Consider the following 19113-nt stretch of genomic DNA (forward strand, 5'->3'; position numbering starts at 1 on the left):
ATCCGACCGTGTTTTTAAGCGTCCGGCTTATTCTAGGCCGTGCGGGCTAGCTGCTGCCAGCCAGATTTTAACGGGCGGCAAGAATCGCTAACGGCGCTGGCGGATTTCGCAATTGCCGGTGCGAACCGCAAACTGGCAGCATGGCGTCACTCATTCAAACGTGCGGCACCCGCCTTGCCCCGACGCCAGACGACGCGCCCGCACGACCCGATCAAGGAGACGCGGATGTCCTACTTCGAACACCTGCCGGCTGTGCGCTATGAAGGCCCGCAGTCGACCAATCCCTTTGCATACCGCTACTACGACGCCGACAAGGTCGTGCTCGGCAAGCGGATGGAAGATCATCTACGCGTGGCCGTCTGCTACTGGCATACGTTCGGCTGGGCGGGCACCGACATGTTCGGGCCGGGCACGTTCGATCGTCCGTGGCATGCCGCAGGTGAACCGCTCGAGCGCGCACGCCTGAAGGCCGATTCCGCGTTCGAATTGTTCGCGAAGCTGGGCGTGCCGTTCTATACGTTCCACGATACCGACGTCGCGCCGGAAGGCGACAGCATCAAGCAGTACGTGAACAACTTCAAGTCGATCAGCGACTATCTCGCGCGCAAGCAGGAAGAGACCGGTGTGAAGCTGCTGTGGGGCACCGCGAACCTGTTCTCGAACGCGCGCTATGCGGCCGGCGCCGCGACCAATCCGAATCCGGATGTGTTCGCGTTTGCCGCAACGCAGGTGTTCGAAGCGCTTGAGGCGACCCAGCGTCTGGGCGGCGCGAACTATGTGCTGTGGGGCGGCCGCGAGGGCTACGAAACCCTGCTCAACACGGATCTGAAGCGCGAGCGCGAACAGCTTGGCCGCTTTATGAGCATGGTGGTCGAACACAAGCACAAGAAGGGCTTCAAGGGCGCGCTGCTGATCGAGCCGAAACCGCAGGAGCCGACCAAGCACCAGTACGACTACGACGTCGCAACGGTGCACGGCTTTCTCACGCAATTCGGCTTGCAGAATGAGATTCAGGTGAACATCGAAGCGAACCACGCGACGCTGGCCGGTCACTCGTTCCATCACGAGATTGCGAATGCGTTCGCGCTCGGCGTGTTCGGCAGTATCGATGCGAATCGCGGCGATCCGCAGAACGGTTGGGATACCGACCAGTTCCCGAACAGCGTCGAAGAACTGACGCTCGCGTTCTACGAAATTCTGCGCAACGGCGGCTTTACGACCGGCGGCATGAATTTCGACGCGAAGGTGCGTCGCCAGAGCATCGACGCGGAAGATCTGTTCCACGGTCATGTCGGCGCCATCGACGCGCTTGCGATCGCGCTGGAACGCGCGGCACGCCTCGTCGAAAACGACCAGCTCGCGGCGTTCAAGCAGAAGCGTTACGCCGGATGGGACACCGACTTCGGCCGCAAGATTCTCGCCGGTGACTACTCGCTCGAATCGCTCGCGAACGATGCGCTCGCGCGCGGCATCGCGCCGAAGCACGTCAGCGGCCGCCAGGAGCACCTCGAAAACGTGGTAACGCAGGCGCTTTACGGTGCAGGCAAATAAGCACCGGTCGCAAAGGAAAGTGCGTCGGTAAAAAACGTTAGCTCGGCCGGTCAATTTCGCAATTGCCCGGCCGGTCCGCACAGCCCACCCTGTCGGGCGGACAAAAACCCGGTTTTACACAATCGACGACCGCGAACACGAATTCGCGGCGCATCCGTAGGATTTTGCCGGCTACTTCGACACTCTCGCATCTTCGGACGCGCCGGTAGCCAACCAAATATTGGAGTGAGACATGAAATCAACCATGCGTCGTACCGTTCTGAATTCGCTCGTCTGCGCAGCGATGTTTGCCGGCCTGACGTCGCTCGCGCCGCTCGCGCATGCGAGCAAGGACAAGCCGGAAATCGGCTTCTGTATCGACGATCTGCGCGTCGAGCGCTGGTCGCGCGATCGCGACTACTTCGTTGAGGCCGCAACCAAACTCGGCGCGAAGGTGTCGGTGCAATCGGCTGATGCGAGCGAGTCGCGCCAGATTTCGCAGATCGAAAACCTGATCTCGCGCGGCGTCGACGTGATCGTGATCGTGCCGTTCAACTCGAAAACGCTCGGCAATGTGATCGCTGAAGCGCATAAGGCCGGCATCAAGGTCGTGTCGTATGACCGCCTGATTCTCGACGCGGACGTCGACGGTTATATCTCGTTCGACAACGAGAAGGTCGGCGAACTGCAGGCGCAAGGCGTGTTCAACGCGCAACCGAAGGGCAACTACTTCCTGCTCGGCGGCGCGCCGACCGACAACAACGCGAAGATGCTGCGCGAAGGCCAGTTGAAGGTGCTCAAGCCCGCGATCGATCGCGGCGACATCAAGGTGGTCGGCCAGCAGTGGGTGCCGGAGTGGAGCGCCGCCACCGCGCTGCGCATCACCGAAGACGCACTGACCGCGAACAACAACAAGATCGACGCGATCGTCGCATCGAACGACGGCACGGCCGGCGGCGCGATCCAGGCGCTCGCCGCGCAGCATCTCGCCGGCAAGGTGCCGGTGTCGGGCCAGGACGCGGACCTCGCGGCGGTGAAGCGGGTGATCGGCGGCACGCAGACGATGACCGTCTACAAGCCGCTGAAGCTGATCGCGAGCCAGGCGGCGCAGTTGTCGGTCGATCTCGCGAAGGGCAACAAGCCCGCGTTCAACGCGAAGTACGACAACGGCAAGAAGCAGGTCGACACGGTGCTGCTGCAGCCGACGCTGCTGACGAAGGCCAACGCCGATGTCGTCGTCAAGGACGGCTTCTATACGCAGGCACAACTCGCGGGCAACTGATCGCGGGTAACCTGGTACGCGCCGCCGCGTGATTGGAGCAATGCGTCGGGCAATGCGTCGTTTCAATGCGCGTTGCCTGACGAACTGCACGATCAATCACCCCGATGCGCGGCGCGCCGCCAATGTAACAGGCGCGCGTGCCCCGTCAGCGGGCCCGCGCGCGTCCCTGATCCACCCAGGACGACAACGCATGGCACAAGCGCTTCTGCAGCTGCGCGGCATCGCCAAATCATTTGCCGGCGTGCGGGCGCTCGACGGTATCGATCTGTCCGTCGCGCCCGGCGAATGCGTCGGCCTGTGCGGCGAGAATGGCGCAGGCAAGTCGACACTGATGAAGATCGTGTCGGGCGTCTATCCGCACGGCGACTGGTCCGGCGAAATGCTGTGGGAAGGCCAGCCGCTCGTCGCGCAAAGCGTGCGCGACACCGAGCGCGCGGGCATCGTGATCATTCACCAGGAATTGATGCTGGTGCCGCAGCTTTCGGTGGCCGAGAATATTTTCCTCGGCAACGAAATCACGCTACCCGGCGGCCGCATGAACTACGCGGCGATGTATCAGCGCGCGGACGCGCTGTTGCGCGAGCTGAATATCGAAGGCATCAACGTCGCGCAGCCGGTGATGAACTACGGCGGCGGCCATCAGCAGCTCATCGAAATCGCGAAGGCGCTGAACAAGCGCGCGAAGCTGCTGATACTCGACGAACCGTCTTCATCGCTGACCGCCGCGGAAACGAAGATTCTGCTGAATATCGTGCGCGACCTGAAGAAACGCGGCGTCGCGTGCGTGTATATCTCGCACAAGCTAGATGAAGTCGAAGCGGTGTGCGACACGATCACGGTGATTCGCGACGGCAAGCATGTCGCGACGCAGCCGATGGCCGAACTCACCACCGACCGCATCATCGCGCTGATGGTCGGGCGCGAAATCACCAACCTGTTTCCACGCGAGCCGCATGAGATCGGCGACGTGATTTTCGAAGCGCGCAACGTCACCTGCTACGACGTGACGAACTCGAACCGCAAGCGGGTCGACGATGTGTCGTTCTCGCTGCGCAAGGGCGAGATTCTCGGCGTCGCCGGCCTGGTCGGCGCGGGCCGTACCGAGCTGATGCAGGCGATTTTCGGCGCGTATCCGGGCCCGAGCAGCGCCGATGTGACGATGAACGGCAAGCGCCTGAAGATTGGCGCACCGGCCGATGCGATTCGCGCCGGCATCGCGATGGTGCCCGAAGACCGTAAGCGTCACGGCATCGTGCCGCAACTGGGCGTCGGCCAGAACATCACGCTCGCGGTGCTGTCGCGCTTCGCGAAAGCCGGGCGCATCGACAGCGCATCGGAGCTCGACACGATTCACACCGAAATGAAGCGGCTGTCGGTGCGCGCGGCATCGCCGATGCTGTCGATTGCGAGCCTGTCGGGCGGCAACCAGCAGAAGGCGGTGCTCACGCGGATGCTGCTCACCGATCCGCAGGTGCTGATTCTCGATGAGCCGACGCGCGGCGTCGACGTCGGCGCCAAATACGAGATCTACAAGCTGATGTTCGCGCTCGCGCGGCGCGGCGTATCGATCATCGTCGTGTCGTCGGAATTGCCCGAAGTGCTCGGCGTGAGCGACCGCGTGCTGGTGATCGGCGAAGGCCGCCTGCGCGGCGACTTCGTCAACGACGGCCTGACGCAGGAACATATCCTGACCGCCGCGCTCAATGCCGAACGTCATGACCCCACCAACCTTGAGAGCGTCGCATGACACCTGATCTCAGTTCCGTCGAAAACCGTGCCGGGCAGCGGGCGTCGATTGCCTCGGGGCAACGCGTCAAACAGCTGTTCGCGCGTTATAAGCTGCTGGCTTTGCTGCTGGCGGTCGCGGTCATCTGGACTTTCTTTTCGTTCCTGACCGACGGCGCGTTCGTCACGCCGCGCAATATCTCGAACCTGCTGCGGCAAATGTCGATCACCGGCATGCTCGCGTGCGGCATGGTGTTCGTGATCATCGCCGGTGAGATCGACCTGTCGGTTGGCTCGCTGCTCGGGCTGCTCGGCGGCGTCGCGGCGATTCTCGACGTCAAGTATCACTGGCCGCTTGCGGCGACGCTGCCGGTCGTGATGCTGGCGGGCGTCGCGGTCGGCGTCTTCAACGGCTGGTGGTCGACGTATCTGCGCGTGCCGTCGTTTATCGTCGGCCTGGGCGGCATGCTCGCGTATCGCGGCGTGCTGCTCGGCGTGACCGGCGGCTCGACGATCGCGCCGGCATCGGATGCACTGGTGTTTGTCGGGCAGGGGTATCTGCCGCGTGTCGCAGGCAATGTGCTCGCGGTCGTGCTGTTCGTGCTGTTGACCGTGCTGACCGTGCGGCACCGCAAGAGCCGTCAGCACTACAACCTGCCGGTGGTGCCGCTGTGGCAGGACGGCGTGAAGATCGTCGCGGCGGGCCTGATCGTGTTCGCGTTCGTCGCGACACTGAACCGCTACGGCGGCATTCCGGTGCCGGTGCTGGTGCTGCTCGCGCTGCTCGGCGTCTTCACATATATCGCGACGCAGACCGTATTCGGCCGGCGCATCTATGCGGTCGGTTCGAATCTCGAAGCGACGCGCCTGTCCGGCGTCAATACGAACCGCGTGAAGCTCGCGATCTTCGCGCTGATGGGGCTGATGTGCGCGTTCGGCGGGCTGGTCGAAACCGCGCGGCTCGCGGCGGGTTCGCCGTCGGCCGGCACGACCGGCGAGCTCGACGCGATCGCCGCGTGTTTTATCGGCGGCACGTCGATGCGCGGCGGCTCGGGCACCGTGTACGGCGCGCTGATCGGCGCGCTCGTGATGGCGAGCCTCGATAATGGCATGTCGATGCTCGACGTCGATTCGTACTGGCAGATGATCGTGAAGGGCGGCATTCTCGTGCTTGCCGTGTGGGTCGACGTGATTTCGGGGTCGAACCAGCGCTGACGCGCAATGGCAATCGCAGCACGCGCGTTCGAATCACCATGCTCGCGCACGGCCGTGGTGCGGTGCACCACGGCGCAGCACCAAGCTGCTTCGTCAGCGTGCGTGAAGGCAGCGCGTCGGCTCGCTGAAAGCTCGTCCGTTAGCCCCAAAACAGTGGCCCTTTGCGGGCCGCTCTTATTTTCCCGGACGCGCGCTGCATCGCGCGCAAACCCCCATCTGACCAGCGATTGCGCGGTCCGCCAGCGGCGTTGCGCGGCGCGTTTTCACGCGCGTCGCGCAGCGCTTGCGCGCCCGATGGCATACCTATTGCGTTGATCGCCGTCGAGGCCAACGGGGGCTTCAGAGGAATTGCAGTTCGAGCAGGGGCGCTCGCGTTGAGCGGACTCTGTGACCATCGGGGCAACGGCGTCCCGAACCACACGCGACAGCGCGATCGGTGTATCGATCCACACGCGTGCGGTTCGGGACGCTTTTTTATTGCGCGTGCACATCGACCCATGAAAAATCTGTTGAGTTCGCTGAAGAGCGGAAACTGGCGCGCACTGCTCGCGTGCTTCTTCTACTTCGACACGGGTTTCACCGTGTGGGTGATGTTCGGGCCGCTCGCGCCGTTCATTCACAAAGACATCGCGATGACGCCCGCCGAACTGGGCTTTCTGGTCGCGGTGCCAGTGCTTGCCGCGGCGATCCTGCGCGTGACGCTCGGCAACCTGTATCAGGCTTGCGACGGCCGGCGCATCGCGTTAATGGGCGTGCTGCTGTCGGCGATTCCGTCGATCGTGCTGCTGCTGATGCCGGGCACGCCGTCCTACACGCTGCTGCTTGTGCTCGGCGTGTTCCTCGGCGTCGGCGGCGCCAGCTTCGCGGTCGCGCTGCCGATGGCGGGCAGCAACTATCCGCCGAAGGTGCAGGGGCTGGTGCTCGGTCTCGCCGCGGCGGGCAATATCGGCGCGGTGCTCGACGGCTTCATGTTTCCGGGTCTGGCCGCGCATTTCGGCTGGACGACGGCGGCGGGCGCCGCGTTGCCGCTGCTGGCGCTCGCGGCCACTGCGCTGTTCTTCTGGGCGCAGGATCTCGGGCCCAAGTCCGGCAGCGCGCCGCGGGCATTCCGCAGTTTCTTCGTGACGCTCGCCGGGCTGATCGTGCTGGTGCTCGCGGTGCACGCCGGCGTGTTCGGCGCGGGCAAGACGGGCGTGCTGCTGCTGCCGGTGCTGGGCGCGCTGCTCGCGATCCTCGTGTTGCCGCGCCACTACCGCAGCGTGCTGGTCGAAGGCGATACGTGGGTCGTGATGCTCGTCTACAGCATTACGTTCGGCGGCTTTGTCGGCATGTCTTCGTATGTGACGACGCTGCTGATCTCGCTGTACCAGATGCCGGCGCTCGAAGCGGGTCTGTTCATGTCGCTGCTGGCGTTTATCGGCGCGCTGGTGCGGCCGATCGGCGGCCTCGTCGCGGACCGTATCTCGGGCGTGCGCGCACTCGTGATGCTGCTCGCGGCGATCTCGCTGGGCGATTTCATCTTTGCCGCGTGGATGCCGCCGCTGGCCGCGGGCATCGCGCTGCTGATCGCGATGTACCTGTGCTTCGGACTGGGCAACGGCGCGACATTCCAGCTCGTGCCGCAGCGCTGGAAGGGCAAGACGGGTTTGATGTCGGGCATCGTCGGCGCGGCGGGCGGCATCGGCGGGTTCTATCTGCCGGTGATCATGGGGATTGCGAAAGAAAGCACTGGCAGCTATCAGATGGGCTTCGCGACGTTCGGCGGCCTGTCGGCGCTCGCTTTCGTGCTGGTGGTTCTGCACCGGTCGCGTTGGCTCGAGTGGGCGCTGCCGGCCGAAGGCCACGGCCGCCTCGTTGCCGAACCGATCCGCACCGCGAATGTGCAGGCGGACAGCGGCGCGTAATGCCGTACGCGTGACCGAACGACGCCAGGCGGCGCGTGCCTCAAAGACGCCGCGCGCCGTACTCGATGAAATCACCGGCGCTATGCGCCGGTGATTTTTTTCGCTCGTGTTTTCCGGCACCTGCGTGCGATGCAGTCATAACAGCCGGGACTCGCAATCACGAATCGAAAACAATTACCGGATGCAGGTGGGAATTTTGCTGATAGTGAATGGCCTAAAAGACACCGAAGATTGAGTGCTTCGCGATTTCACGCGCTGCTTTTGACGGAAATGCACCCGGGACAAGCATGCTTCCATTCAAAAGATTGTCTGATTCGCGTCTTGCTCCGGCGGCTCGGGTCGAACTGAGGCGGTCGCAGTATCGCGCATTCCTGCAGCAAGTCCCCCTTCTTTACGCGGTCCTGATCGTCAACACGGTGACGGTCGCCGTTACCCATCTACGCGTCGCGCCGGTGTATCTGTCGGTGTATGCACCGTTGCTGCTTTGTCTCTTCTGCGTGGTGCGCGTTGTGATGTGGATACGCTCGCGGCGCCAGGTGCTGTCCGACGACGCGCTCGCGCGGCGCTTGCGCGCGATGGTCTGGATGGCCGCGGCGATGGCTATCGCGTTTACCGTGTGGGCGCTATCGCTTTACCGCTACGGCGACGCGTACGCGCGCAGCCATGTTGCGTTCTATATGGCGATGACGGTGATCGGCTGCATCTTCTGCCTGATGCATATGCGCGTCGCCGCGCTGCTGCTGACCTGCATTGTGATCGTGCCGTTCGCGCTTTTCTTCGGGTCCACGCGCAACCCGGTGCTCGTCGCGATCGCGGTGAACGTGTTGCTGGTCGCGGTGGTGATGGTGATGATCCTGCTCATCTACTACCGTGATTTCACGACACTGGTCGAATCGCAGATCGAGTTACGCACGAAGCAGACCGAAACGCAACGCCTGAGCGACGAAAACTTCCGGCTCGCGAATCTCGACCCGCTGACCGGCCTGCCGAATCGCCGTCGTTTCTTTGCCGATCTCGACGCTCAGCTCGCGCCGCTGCAAGGCCACGCGCGCGCGCCGGGAAGCCTCGCAATTGGCATCATCGATCTCGACGGATTCAAGCGGATCAACGACCTGTACGGGCACGCGTTCGGCGACCGCGTACTCGAAGAAACCGGCCGGCGCTTTGCCGCGCAGGTCACGCCGCACGTCAGTGTCGCGCGCATCGGCGGCGATGAGTTCGGGTTGATGGTTGTGGGTGCAACGGCTTACCGGCAATTGCTCGATCTAGGCGACGCGTTGACCGCAGTGATCGAGCGACCGTACGTGCTACCGGAAGGCGCGGCGCGGATGTCGGCGTCGATCGGCTTCGCGAATTTTCCGGAAGCGGGCGAGACGACTTTGCAACTGGTCGAGCGCGCCTATTTCGCGCTGCATTTCGCGCAGGCCCACCGGCGCGGCGGCACCGTGATTTTCTCGCCGGAGCATGAAACGCAAATTCGCCATTTGAACAAGATCGAGGAAAGCTTGCGGCGCGCAGATTTCGAGCGCGAGATCGCGCTGCATTTCCAGCCGATCTTCGATACCGGGCTGCGCGAGATCATGGCGTTCGAAGCGCTCGCGCGCTGGACCAGTCCGTCGCTTGGCGTGGTCGCGCCATCGATGTTCATCCCGGTGGCCGAGCGCTGCGACCTGATTCATGCGCTAACCGAAGTGCTGCTGCGCAAGGCGCTCGACGCGGCACGCAGCTGGCCGGAGGCGGTGCGCATTTCGTTTAATCTGTCCGCGCGCGACCTGACTTCGCCGGGCGCACTCGACCGTGTGATTCGCACGACGATGGCAGGCGGCGTGGCGCCGCACCGGATCGACTTCGAGATTACCGAAACCGCGCTGATCCAGGACTTCGGCCAGGCGCGCATCGCGCTCGAAGCGCTGAAGAAGCTCGGTGCGCGAATTTCCCTCGACGACTTCGGCACCGGCTTTTCGAGCCTCAATAGCGTGCACCGGTTGCCGATCGACAAGGTGAAGGTGGACGGTAGCTTTGTCGCCGGCATCGAGCGGGAGCCGGCGGCGCGGGCGATCGTCAAAAGCATCGTCGACCTGTGTCAGAACCTGGGGCTCGCGTGTGTGATCGAGGGCGTGGAGACGCGCGCGCAGATGGTTGCGCTGCGCGAGCTAGGCGCGACGGTGATGCAAGGGCATCTGTTCGGCAAGCCGGTCGCCGCGAACCTGGTACTTGACACGTATGTCAGGGAACCGCTGATGCCGTGGCTGCAGGCGTTATAGCGTCGATGGTCTTTACCGCACCGTTGCGCCACGGTCCTTCAGCAACTGACGCAGGATGCTGCGATGACAGCGGTTCTCGTTGTCGCAATAGCAGCCGACCGAGAAGTCGGTCGTTTTCGATAGCGCGGCGAGCGTGTCCAGTACCTTCGAAGCGTCGCCGCCATTCATTTGCGCGCGGAATTTGCGGGCGAACGCATTCCATTCGCGCTCGGTCACGGCCGCCAGCGCCTCGCTGACGAGTTCCGGCGTCGGCGACAGTATCGGCAGCCACACGTCGTAGTAGTTGCGCGTCGCGAACTCGCTTTTCGGCACGCCGCGCGGCGGCCGCCTCACGGTGCCGATGCGCAGACCTTCGTCGGCCTCGCGGGCCGACCCTAGTTGAACGATGCTGACGCTCATCGGTGTTCCAGAATGTGAGTGGTTGCCGGGATGCGCGCGGTGCGCCGTGCCAGGGTTTTGAGTTTACTGCGGCGTCGCCGAAGCCGCATTCCTGTTGCGGGTGATTTCGACGAGTGGTTAAATAATCGGCTTTTTCGTTTTACGACGACCGGAAAAGCAGTCGCCATTCAACAAATACAACGCAATAAGGCAAAGCCGAGTCGTTCACCTTTCGGATCGATTATGTCCCAAACAGGCACGCAGTCGCGCCCGGCGGTGGGGTCCGCCGGCAGCGCAACGGGGGCGGCAGGCGCTAACGTGGCCGTTGCCACGGCTACCGCGACTAGCGACGCCAGCGCGGCCAGCCCGACGGCGCAGGCTGACAACGCCGGCAACGTTGAGAGCGCCGCCAGCGTCGTCGGCAGTATCGCCAACGCCGACAATACGGCCAGCGCCGCCACTGCCGCGACTGTCGATAACGCCACCAAAGGCGAAACCGGACAACCGGTGCAAAGCCCGCCCGCGGTGCCGACGCAAGAAGGCCCTGCCGGCATTCGTTTCGACTTCAACGATGGCTGCCGCGTGACGCTGCCGCCCGGCGACGGCGACTGGCGTGTGCTGCTGCGCGACACCGCGACCGCGAACGCGTTGTTCGATACGCAGATCTCCGCCGGCATCGTCGCGAGCAGCAAGAAGTACTACGTACCGTTCGAGATCGAAGTGTGGTCGCACGGCAAGGAGGTGTTTCGCCACCGCCTCGATCTGACTCACCGCAACGTGCTCGTGCATCTGCCGGTCGGCACGCTGGGCGACACGCTCGGCTGGTTTCCGTACGTCGCGAAGTTCGAGCGGCAGCATCGCTGCCGTCTGACTTGCGTGGTCGGCGAAGCGCTGATTCCGCTATTCAAGGATGCGTATCCTTCGATTACGTTCGCGACGCCCGAAGCGGTCAATCCGGACGACTTCTACGCGACCTACAACATCGGCCTGTTCTTCACCGACGACGCGAACGTGCGCCAGCCGTGCGACTTCCGTCTGGTCGGCTTGCACCGGACGGCCGCGTACATTCTCGGCGTCGACCCGTACGAAGAGCGGCCCACCATAGTGTTGCCCGACGATAGCCGGCCGATCCCGGAAAAATACGTGTGTATTGCCGCGCAAAGCACGACGCAGTGCAAATACTGGAACAACCCGACCGGTTGGCGCGACATTGTGCAGTTTCTGAAACAGCACGGTTACCGCGTAATCTGCATTGACCAGAAAGCGACACATGGCAGCGGCGTCGTGTGGAATCACATACCGTACGGCTCCGAGGACTTCACCGGCGACCGGCCACTCGCGGAACGCGCGCGCTGGCTCAAGCACGCGGAGTTTTTTGTCGGCCTGAGCAGCGGCCTGTCATGGCTTGCGTGGACGATGCGCACACCGGTCGTGATGATCAGCGGCTTTACGCATCCGACCAACGAGTTCGATACACCGTATCGCGTGATCAACTACCACACGTGCAATAGCTGCTGGAACGATGTGCGCGTGCAGTTCGATCACCACGACTTCCTGTGGTGTCCGCGTCATGCGGGCACGCCGCGGCAATTTGAATGCACGCGGCTGATTACCGCGGAGCAGGTGAAAAACACCATTCGGCGGATTCCGGCCTTTAATGCACAGCCGGTTGAAGCGGCTTGAAATCCAGCAAGAGCGCGGCACACCAGGCACCATCAGACGAAAATAAAGAAGCCCGGCAAAATAGCCGTAACGGCAATACAAAGAAGCCATACAAAGAAGCAAAAGAAGAGCAGTAAGGAATTCGGGGAATAAGATGAAACGATTCACCTGGCACCGTGTGCATGCGGTGCGGACCGCGCGTGTCTTTAGCCGGCGCTCTCGCCGATGCTCGCGCCTGCTGGGCACGCTACTCGCGGCGCTGACCATGCAACCGTGGTTCGCGCAAAACGCGCACGCGCAGACGACGACAGTTGCAGCGGGCGACACCGAGAACGGCGCGACGATCAGCGGCACCGAAAACGTGCTCGGCACGACGATCGGCAATAGCGTGACTTCCGGCGGCGTGCAAAGCGTGCAGTCGGGCGGCGCCACCAGCAACACGAGTGTTGGCGCGGGTGGCACGCAGGCGGTGCTGTCGGGTGGCGTTGCGCAACTGACCAGCGTCGGTACCGGCGGTGTGCTGGCGGTGTCGGCCGGCGGCATCGCGCGCGGCGCGACGGTGAGCGGCGGCGAGGACTTCGTTTCCGCGGGCGGCACGGTGAGCGGCACGTCGCTGCTCGGTGGATCGTCCGAGTTCGTTTCGTCGGGCGGCGTCGCAATCGGCACCAGCGTCGGCGATTCGTCAACCCAGAGCATTCTGGCCGGCGGCGTGGCGAGCGGTACCACGGTGAGCAACACCGGCGTCGTGACGGTAGCGGCGAGCGGTAGCGCGAGCGGGACGATAGTCAGCTCCGGCGGTCAGATCACGGTGTCCGCAGGCGGCAGCGCGACGGGCACGACAGTCTCGTCCGGCGGCTTCGACTCGGTTTTCGGCACGGACATCCAGGCGTCGCTCAGCAGCGGCGCGACACAGAACGTGTTTTCGGGCGGCACGGCGAGCGCGACCGCGGTGCTTGGCGGTGCGCAGAGCGTCGTCAACAGCGGCGGATCCGCGATTGGCTCGGTCGTCAACGGCGGCACGCTGACCGTCTCCTCCGGGGCTAGCGCGACGCGCACGTCGATCAGCGGTGGCGGCATTGAAAATCTCGCAGGCACGGACACGTCGGCAACCGTCGCTGCGGGCGGCACGTTGACTGTGTCGTCGGGCGGCGTCGCGAGCGCGACGACGATCAGCACCAACGGCCAGGTGAGCGTCGGCAGTAGTGGTTCGGCGGTGCGCGCAACCGTCAACGGTGGCACGTTGACGGTGTCCGCCGGCGGTGCGGCGCTGTCGGCGACGCTCTCCGCGGGCGGCACGGAGAACGTGCAAGGCACCGATACGTCGACGGTTATCCGCGGTGGCGGCACGCAGAACGTGCTGAGTGGCGGCATCACAGTAGGCACGAATGTCAGCAGCGGCGGACGGCAGAACTTGTCGGGAAGCGCTACGACAAGCGGTACGTCGGTCTTCAGCGGCGGACAGCAGATCGTGTCGTCAGGCGCGACGGCTAGCGGCACGACAGTGTTCTCCGGCGGCGCGATCACCGTATCCTCCGGCGGGATCGCGAACGCGATCGATCAATCGAATGGCGCTGCGTTCACGGCGGACACGTCGGCGACCGTCAACGGCACCAATAACAGCGCGACCTTTTCGATTTCAAATGGCATCGCTACCGGTGTGCTGCTTGAAAACGGCGGCTCGTTGACGGTGCTGTCCGGCAATTCCGCAACCAGCACATTCATCAACAACCAGGGGTCCGCGGTGGTGCTGGCGGGCGGCTCGGCCAGTTCGACGACGGTCGGCAACGGCGGCACGCTCGCCGTGTCGGCCGGCGGCACGGCGACCAGCGTGACGCAGCAGAGCGGCGCGGCGCTGATTACGAATACGTCCGCGACGGTGATCGGCACGAACACCGCAAATGGCACAACAAATTCGTTTTCGATTTCGAGTGGCATCGCACAGAACGTGTTTGTCGAAGCCGGCGGTTCGCTGACCGTGTCGAGCGGCGACACGGCAAACGGGACGCAGGTCGGCAATCGCGGCAGCGCGATCGTGCAGGGCGCCGGCGAGGCCGATAACACGACGGTCAGTAACGGCGGGCAATTGCTCGTGTCGGCGGGCGCTATCGCGAACAGCGCAACGATCAGCAACGGCGGCCAACTGGTCGTGTCCGGCGGCGGCACTGCGTTGAACGTGATGCAAAACTCGGGCGCGGCGCTGATTACCAATACATCGGCGACCGTGAGCGGCATATACGCAAGCGGTACCAGCGCGAGTAAGCCGTTCAGCATCGTCAGCGGCACGGCGGAAAACGTGGTCGTCGAGAACGGCGGCCAGTTGACGGTGCTAGCTGGCAACAACTCCACTTCTACCACCGTCGGCAGCCGCGGGCAGGAGATCGTTTCGTCGGGCGGCAAGACGTCGGGAACGACAGTCTCGAGCGGCGGCTTACAGACGGTCTCGAGCGGTGGCAATGCGTCGTCGACAACCGTGTCTAGCGGCGGCACGCTCGCGGTGTCGGGCGGCGGTATCGCGATGGACATCAACCAGCTGGCGGGCGCGGCGCTGATCACGAATACGTCGGCCACGCTGTCCGGCTCCAGGTCGAGCAGCTTCTTCAGCATCATCGACGGTCAGGCCACCAACGTCCTCGTCGAAAACGGCGGCCAGCTGACCGTGTTGGCGGGGGATACCGCGAGCAACACGTCAGTCGGCAGCGGCGGCACCACGTTTATTTCCGCCGGCGGCACGGCGATCATCACGACCGTGAACTCGGGCGGCGTGCAGAACGTGCTGGCCGGCGGCACCGCAAGCAGCACGGTCGTGACAGGTGGCGGCTCCGAAGTCGTGTCGCGCGGTGGCACGACGGTCGGCACCACGGTCAGCGGCGGCGGCGCGCAGACGGTGTTCGGCACCGCGAGCGGTACGACCGCGTCAGCGGGCGGCGTCGTGTCGGTCGGTTCCGGCGGCGTGACGAGCATCACGCAGGTTGCAAGCGGCGGTGTCGAAATCGTCTCTTCGGGGGGCTCGTCGCAGAACGCACAGGTGAAGTCCGGCGGGCAGCAGAACGTAACGGGCGGCAACTCAACCAGCGCACACGTAAGCGCCGGTGGCGCACAGGCGGTGTCGTCGGGCGGCGTGGTGAGCAGCACGCAAGTGGACAGCGGCGGCACACAGACGGTGGGCGCGGGTGGCAGCGCGAGCGGCACGTTGCTTAGCGGAGGCACGCAGCTGGTGTCGTCCGGCGGTGTGGCGAACAGCACCACGGTCAGTAACGGCGGGTCGAGTGTCGTGATGAGCGGCGGCTCGGCAAGCGGCACACACGTCACGAGCGGCGGCACGTCGATCGTCAGCTCGGGCGGCACGGCGACCAGCACGACAGTGAGCAGCGGCGGCAGCGAGATCGTGTCGTCGGGCGGGGTGACGGTCGGCACGTCGGTGGGCAGCGGCGGTCAGCAGGCGGTCGCGAGCGGCGGCCTGACGAGCGGCACCGCAGTGGCGTCGGGCGGCTCGCAGACGGTCGGCACGGGTGCTGTTACGACGGGGACGATGGTCGCGTCGGGTGGTTCGCAGACGATTAATTCGGGTGGCCTGGCATCGGGTACCGCGGTCGCGGCCGGCGGCACGCAGACGGTCGGCGCGGGCGGCGTCGCGTCAGGCACGATCGTGTCGTCCGGCGGCATTCAGGATGTGCTGTCCGGCGGTACCGCGAACGACTCGATCGTATCGAGCGGCGGCGTTCAGACGGTATCGAGCGGCGCGAGCGTGAGCGGCACGCAGGTGATGAGCGGCGGTACCCAGCATCTGTTCGGATCGCTGACGAATCCGGTTGTATCGTCGGGCGGCATTCTGACGATCGGCCAGGGCACGGCGGCGGGCGACCTGGTCGGCAACACAGTCAACGATGGTCTGCTGGTGTTCAATCGCCCCGATGCGATCACTTATGCGGGCAATGTAACCGGTGCCGGCCAGATTGAGCAGCAGGGTACCGGCAGCGTGGTGCTGAACGGCGATAGCCATCTGTTCAGCGGGATCACCGAGGTGATGTCGGGCAGCCTCGCGGTCGGCGATATCAACAGTCCGGGTGCGCAACTCGGCGGCGATGTGATCGTCGATGCACCGGGCACGTTGCGGGGTCACGGCACGATTGGCGGCAATGTGACGAACAACGGTGTCGTGATGCCGGGCGGCTCGATCGGCACACTGACAGTCGGCGGCAACTACACGCAAGCGAGCACCGCGTCGCTCGCCATCGAAGTCAGTCCGACCTCGGGCTCGCAATTGCACATCGGCGGCACGGCGGCGCTGAATGGCGGCCTGCAGGTGATGTACGACCCGGGCACGTATCAGCCGAAAACTTATGCGATCGTCACTGCGAGCGGCGGTGTCAGCGGCCGCTTCGCAACGGTGTCGAACTCGCTCGCATCGGGCGCGAATCTGGGCTCGCTGCAGCAATCGGTCGCCTACAGCGCAAATCAGGTCGACCTGGTGCTGAGCGGCGCGGCGCAGCAGACGCCGGGCGGCGATCCGGCAGGCGACCCCGCGGCGGGCAATCCAGCCGCAGGCAATCCCGCTGCGGGGGACCCCGCCACCGGGGCCGGCTCGCCGATCGTCATCGCGCCGACCGACACGAGCATCTTTACGGCGCTCGGCACCAACCTCGCGTTGTCCGCGCAGATGGCGAATGCCGCGTTGCTCGAGCGCGTGCCGTTTAGCGATCGCGCGGCGTCGAAATCGTCGGTATGGGTGAACGCGACGGGTTCGCAGACGAACGTACACAGCACGAACGGTGTGCCCAGCTTCGAGGCGCGCAATTACGGCTTTCTCGCGGGTATCGGTCATCAGATCGGCAACTACACGGTCGGTTTCTCCGGCGGCTATAACCACAGCGACATCAGCGAAGACAGCACCGGCGATTCGGGCACGACCGATACGTTGCGCGTCGCGTTCTATGGCGGACGTACGCTCGGGGCCGTCGATGTGTCCGCGGTGGTTGGCACGGGTGTCGACTTTCTGTCGCAGAAGCGGCCATTCGGTCCCGTCGGTACCGCCGAAGGCGATCATATTGGCCAGGAAGCGACCGCTGCGGCGCAAGCCGCGATGCCTATTGCGCTGGGCGGTGTGACGATCATGCCGCGCATCGGCATGCGCTTTTCGTATCTGCATGCGAACGGCTTTAGCGAAAACGGCGCGAACGGTCAGGACCTGACGGTAGGCACGGATAACGTGCGCAGTTTGCAGCCGTACGCTCAAATCACTTTTGACAAAAACTTCGGTAACCAGCTAAAGCCGGTTAACGTGGAGTTCAGAGTGGGTTACGCTCGCGAACTGCTCGGCACCGGACGCGTGGTGACCGTCGGTGCGCAGGACGGCACGCTGTTCGCCGCGCCGGGCACGAGCTTGCCGCGCGACCAGCTGACCACAGGCATCAGCGTCAGCACGCGGCCGACTAAAGCGCTCACCGTGTCAGTCGGTTACGACGCGCTGATCGCGACCAGTCATACGTCCGCGCAAGCGGCAACGGTCACGCTTGATTACCGGTTCTGATGGCCTGATGGTGGATTGCGGAGTCCGATGCGTGTGTTGAACGTATCGTAGACAATGACGTCGAACATGAAAGTTCGATCCGGTGCGGAATAGAACCGGTTCTGCACGCGTTATTGAGACTCCGGGGCGCAGCCCGCGCGTTAGCGGGCGCGGTTGCCGTCGCGCTCGCGTTCACCTGCAAAAAGGAACCGATTGATGCTGAAGTTCAGTTTCGATAAATCACGCTTTATCATCACTCCGCTGGCGGCCGCGCTGCTGTTCGCCGCGCCGCCTTCATACAGCGCGGCAGCGGACGGCCAGACATTTCTTCCTCTGCTGGATATGACCGTTGCGCGTTTGCATATCGCGCGGCAGGTTGCGTTATCGAAATGGGACTCGCACAAGCCGGTCGAAGACCTGCCGCGCGAGGCGGAGGTGATCAAGGCCGCGGCGGAGGAAGCGCGCTCGCGCGGCGTGCCGCCGCAACTTGCGACGCATTTCTTCGCTGACCAGATCGAAGCCAATAAACTGGTGCAATACGGGTTACTGGCACAATGGCGCCGCGACGGCCGCGCGCCCGACGACAAGCGCGTGGATCTGAAGAAAGACATTCGTCCGGAACTGGACAGGTTGCAGCAAGGTTTTATCAAGTCGTTAGCCGACACGAAGACGCTGCGCGCGCAGCCGGATTGCAGCGCGCAACTGGCACGTGCGACGCAAGACTACGTGGCGAGTCATACACTAGAACCGTTGTATGCGATTGCGATGGATCGGGCGCTGGCGCGGGTGTGCGAGCCGGAATGAAGTAGCGTTGTACGAATAAGGTGCGATGCACGGTCGCGTAACGTTGGCGATTTGACGCGTCGGCGAAGACAAGGGAAGCAACGACAAACCCGGCTACGGCCGGGTTTGTCGTTTGTGGTGGACGATGGGCGTAATGTCGAGACTTGCCTCGTCGGTGTGCGCTAACGGAGCAAGACGATCATATGCGCGTGTCTTGTCTCGCGGTCCGTTTGTCGGGGGGAAGGTTTATTTCGAACCGGTTAGCTGAAGTGCTGCGTCATTGGTCTTATCTTGAAATGGTCACTTGAGGAGAAGTGATCATAAAGCCATGCGTGGTACAGAAAAAATGCAGAAATTTGCGCATGTCTGATACCGAATTTTCTATTGATTTATTAGTTAGTTATCTGTAATACTTTGGCGAGACCGTCAGAGCCATATTTTTCAGAGATGAGGCTGGATAAATTGATTAGTTATCCGAGTGTTTATTTGACGGGCGCAAGTAATTTGCGAAAATTTAGATGACCAGTATTGCGACGAAGAGGAAGAGCGTGTCTGCATTGAATAATGGAGGGCTTGAATTGCTGACCCGGTCATCGCGTAGAGAGGTTGTCTCCAGGAAGTGGTGTGAGAAAGCGGGCCGATCATTTCGCCTTGTTGTCGCCGTCGCCTTGCTCACATCTGTTGCAACGGCCATTGCGGCAAGCAGTAGTACCTACACCTATGACGCGCTGGGGCGATTGACGAAGGTCGTCTATACCGACGGCTCAAAAACATCCACCGTCACTTACAACTACGACGCGGCGGGTAACCGCACGAGCGTGGTCAGCACGTCGCCTTCCTGATTCCAGAGGGTTTTCCATTTTC

The 19113-nt window shown here is 63.6% G+C and carries 11 protein-coding genes; 10 read left to right on the forward strand and 1 reads right to left on the reverse strand.

What is annotated here, in order from left to right; genetic code table 11:
• Positions 1 to 225 precede the first annotated feature (225 nt).
• The 6 genes from xylA (at position 226) to BX592_RS26840 (ending at position 9920) form a co-directional block, all read left to right on the forward strand.
• Positions 226 to 1551: a xylose isomerase gene (xylA, locus tag BX592_RS26815; RefSeq protein WP_134196308.1), complete on the forward strand. Its 1326-nt coding sequence runs from the start codon at positions 226 to 228 to the stop codon at positions 1549 to 1551.
• 232 nt (positions 1552 to 1783) lie between these two features.
• A complete protein-coding gene (gene xylF / locus BX592_RS26820; protein WP_134196309.1) occupies positions 1784 to 2812 on the forward strand; it encodes a D-xylose ABC transporter substrate-binding protein in 1029 nt (342 codons plus the stop codon).
• Between the two features lie 190 nt (positions 2813 to 3002).
• Positions 3003 to 4559: a D-xylose ABC transporter ATP-binding protein gene (xylG, locus tag BX592_RS26825; RefSeq protein ID WP_134196310.1), complete on the forward strand. Its 1557-nt coding sequence runs from the start codon at positions 3003 to 3005 to the stop codon at positions 4557 to 4559.
• The gene (locus BX592_RS26830; RefSeq protein WP_134196311.1) at positions 4556 to 5752 is read left to right on the forward strand and encodes a sugar ABC transporter permease; all 1197 of its coding nucleotides are present in this window, start codon (positions 4556 to 4558) and stop codon (positions 5750 to 5752) included. The genes xylG and BX592_RS26830 overlap by 4 nt, the downstream gene beginning before the upstream one ends.
• A gap of 497 nt (positions 5753 to 6249) precedes the next feature.
• The gene (locus tag BX592_RS26835; RefSeq protein WP_134196312.1) at positions 6250 to 7656 is read left to right on the forward strand and encodes an MFS transporter; all 1407 of its coding nucleotides are present in this window, start codon (positions 6250 to 6252) and stop codon (positions 7654 to 7656) included.
• Between the two features lie 287 nt (positions 7657 to 7943).
• Positions 7944 to 9920 carry a putative bifunctional diguanylate cyclase/phosphodiesterase gene (locus BX592_RS26840; protein WP_134196313.1) on the forward strand — a complete coding sequence of 659 codons (1977 nt, stop codon included), beginning with the start codon at positions 7944 to 7946 and terminating at the stop codon, positions 9918 to 9920.
• Between the two features lie 12 nt (positions 9921 to 9932).
• On the opposite strand, the gene BX592_RS26845 is transcribed toward BX592_RS26840, so the two are convergent.
• Complete coding sequence (locus tag BX592_RS26845) at positions 9933 to 10319, reverse strand: DUF488 domain-containing protein (RefSeq protein WP_134196314.1); 387 nt, start codon at positions 10317 to 10319, stop codon at positions 9933 to 9935.
• A 222-nt stretch (positions 10320 to 10541) separates the two neighbouring features.
• On the opposite strand from BX592_RS26845, the gene BX592_RS26850 reads away from it, so the two are divergent.
• From BX592_RS26850 to BX592_RS26865, 4 genes are all read left to right on the forward strand, one after another.
• A complete protein-coding gene (locus BX592_RS26850; protein WP_243849746.1) occupies positions 10542 to 11981 on the forward strand; it encodes an autotransporter strand-loop-strand O-heptosyltransferase in 1440 nt (479 codons plus the stop codon).
• Between the two features lie 133 nt (positions 11982 to 12114).
• A complete protein-coding gene (locus BX592_RS26855; RefSeq protein WP_134196315.1) occupies positions 12115 to 17487 on the forward strand; it encodes an AIDA repeat-containing protein in 5373 nt (1790 codons plus the stop codon).
• Between the two features lie 195 nt (positions 17488 to 17682).
• A complete protein-coding gene (locus tag BX592_RS26860) occupies positions 17683 to 18270 on the forward strand; it encodes a chorismate mutase (protein ID WP_134196316.1) in 588 nt (195 codons plus the stop codon).
• A 497-nt stretch (positions 18271 to 18767) separates the two neighbouring features.
• Positions 18768 to 19091 carry an RHS repeat domain-containing protein gene (locus BX592_RS26865; protein ID WP_134196317.1) on the forward strand — a complete coding sequence of 108 codons (324 nt, stop codon included), beginning with the start codon at positions 18768 to 18770 and terminating at the stop codon, positions 19089 to 19091.
• Positions 19092 to 19113: the final 22 nt, after the last annotated feature.

The sequence above is a fragment of the Paraburkholderia rhizosphaerae genome, assembly GCF_004366595.1.
Classification (GTDB): domain Bacteria; phylum Pseudomonadota; class Gammaproteobacteria; order Burkholderiales; family Burkholderiaceae; genus Paraburkholderia; species Paraburkholderia rhizosphaerae.

Bases quoted from the DNA above. Each gene is read 5' to 3' on its own strand.
- BX592_RS26860 (WP_134196316.1), top strand. From the start codon at position 17,683: ATGCTGAAGTTCAGTTTCGATAAATCACGCTTTATCATCACTCCGCTG.
- BX592_RS26850 (WP_243849746.1), top strand. From the start codon at position 10,542: ATGTCCCAAACAGGCACGCAGTCGCGCCCGGCGGTGGGGTCCGCCGGC.
- xylF (WP_134196309.1), top strand. From the start codon at position 1,784: ATGAAATCAACCATGCGTCGTACCGTTCTGAATTCGCTCGTCTGCGCA.
- BX592_RS26835 (WP_134196312.1), top strand. From the start codon at position 6,250: ATGAAAAATCTGTTGAGTTCGCTGAAGAGCGGAAACTGGCGCGCACTG.
- BX592_RS26845 (WP_134196314.1), bottom strand. From the start codon at position 10,319: ATGAGCGTCAGCATCGTTCAACTAGGGTCGGCCCGCGAGGCCGACGAA.
- BX592_RS26865 (WP_134196317.1), top strand. From the start codon at position 18,768: ATGACCAGTATTGCGACGAAGAGGAAGAGCGTGTCTGCATTGAATAAT.
- xylA (WP_134196308.1), top strand. From the start codon at position 226: ATGTCCTACTTCGAACACCTGCCGGCTGTGCGCTATGAAGGCCCGCAG.
- BX592_RS26840 (WP_134196313.1), top strand. From the start codon at position 7,944: ATGCTTCCATTCAAAAGATTGTCTGATTCGCGTCTTGCTCCGGCGGCT.
- BX592_RS26855 (WP_134196315.1), top strand. From the start codon at position 12,115: ATGAAACGATTCACCTGGCACCGTGTGCATGCGGTGCGGACCGCGCGT.
- xylG (WP_134196310.1), top strand. From the start codon at position 3,003: ATGGCACAAGCGCTTCTGCAGCTGCGCGGCATCGCCAAATCATTTGCC.
- BX592_RS26830 (WP_134196311.1), top strand. From the start codon at position 4,556: ATGACACCTGATCTCAGTTCCGTCGAAAACCGTGCCGGGCAGCGGGCG.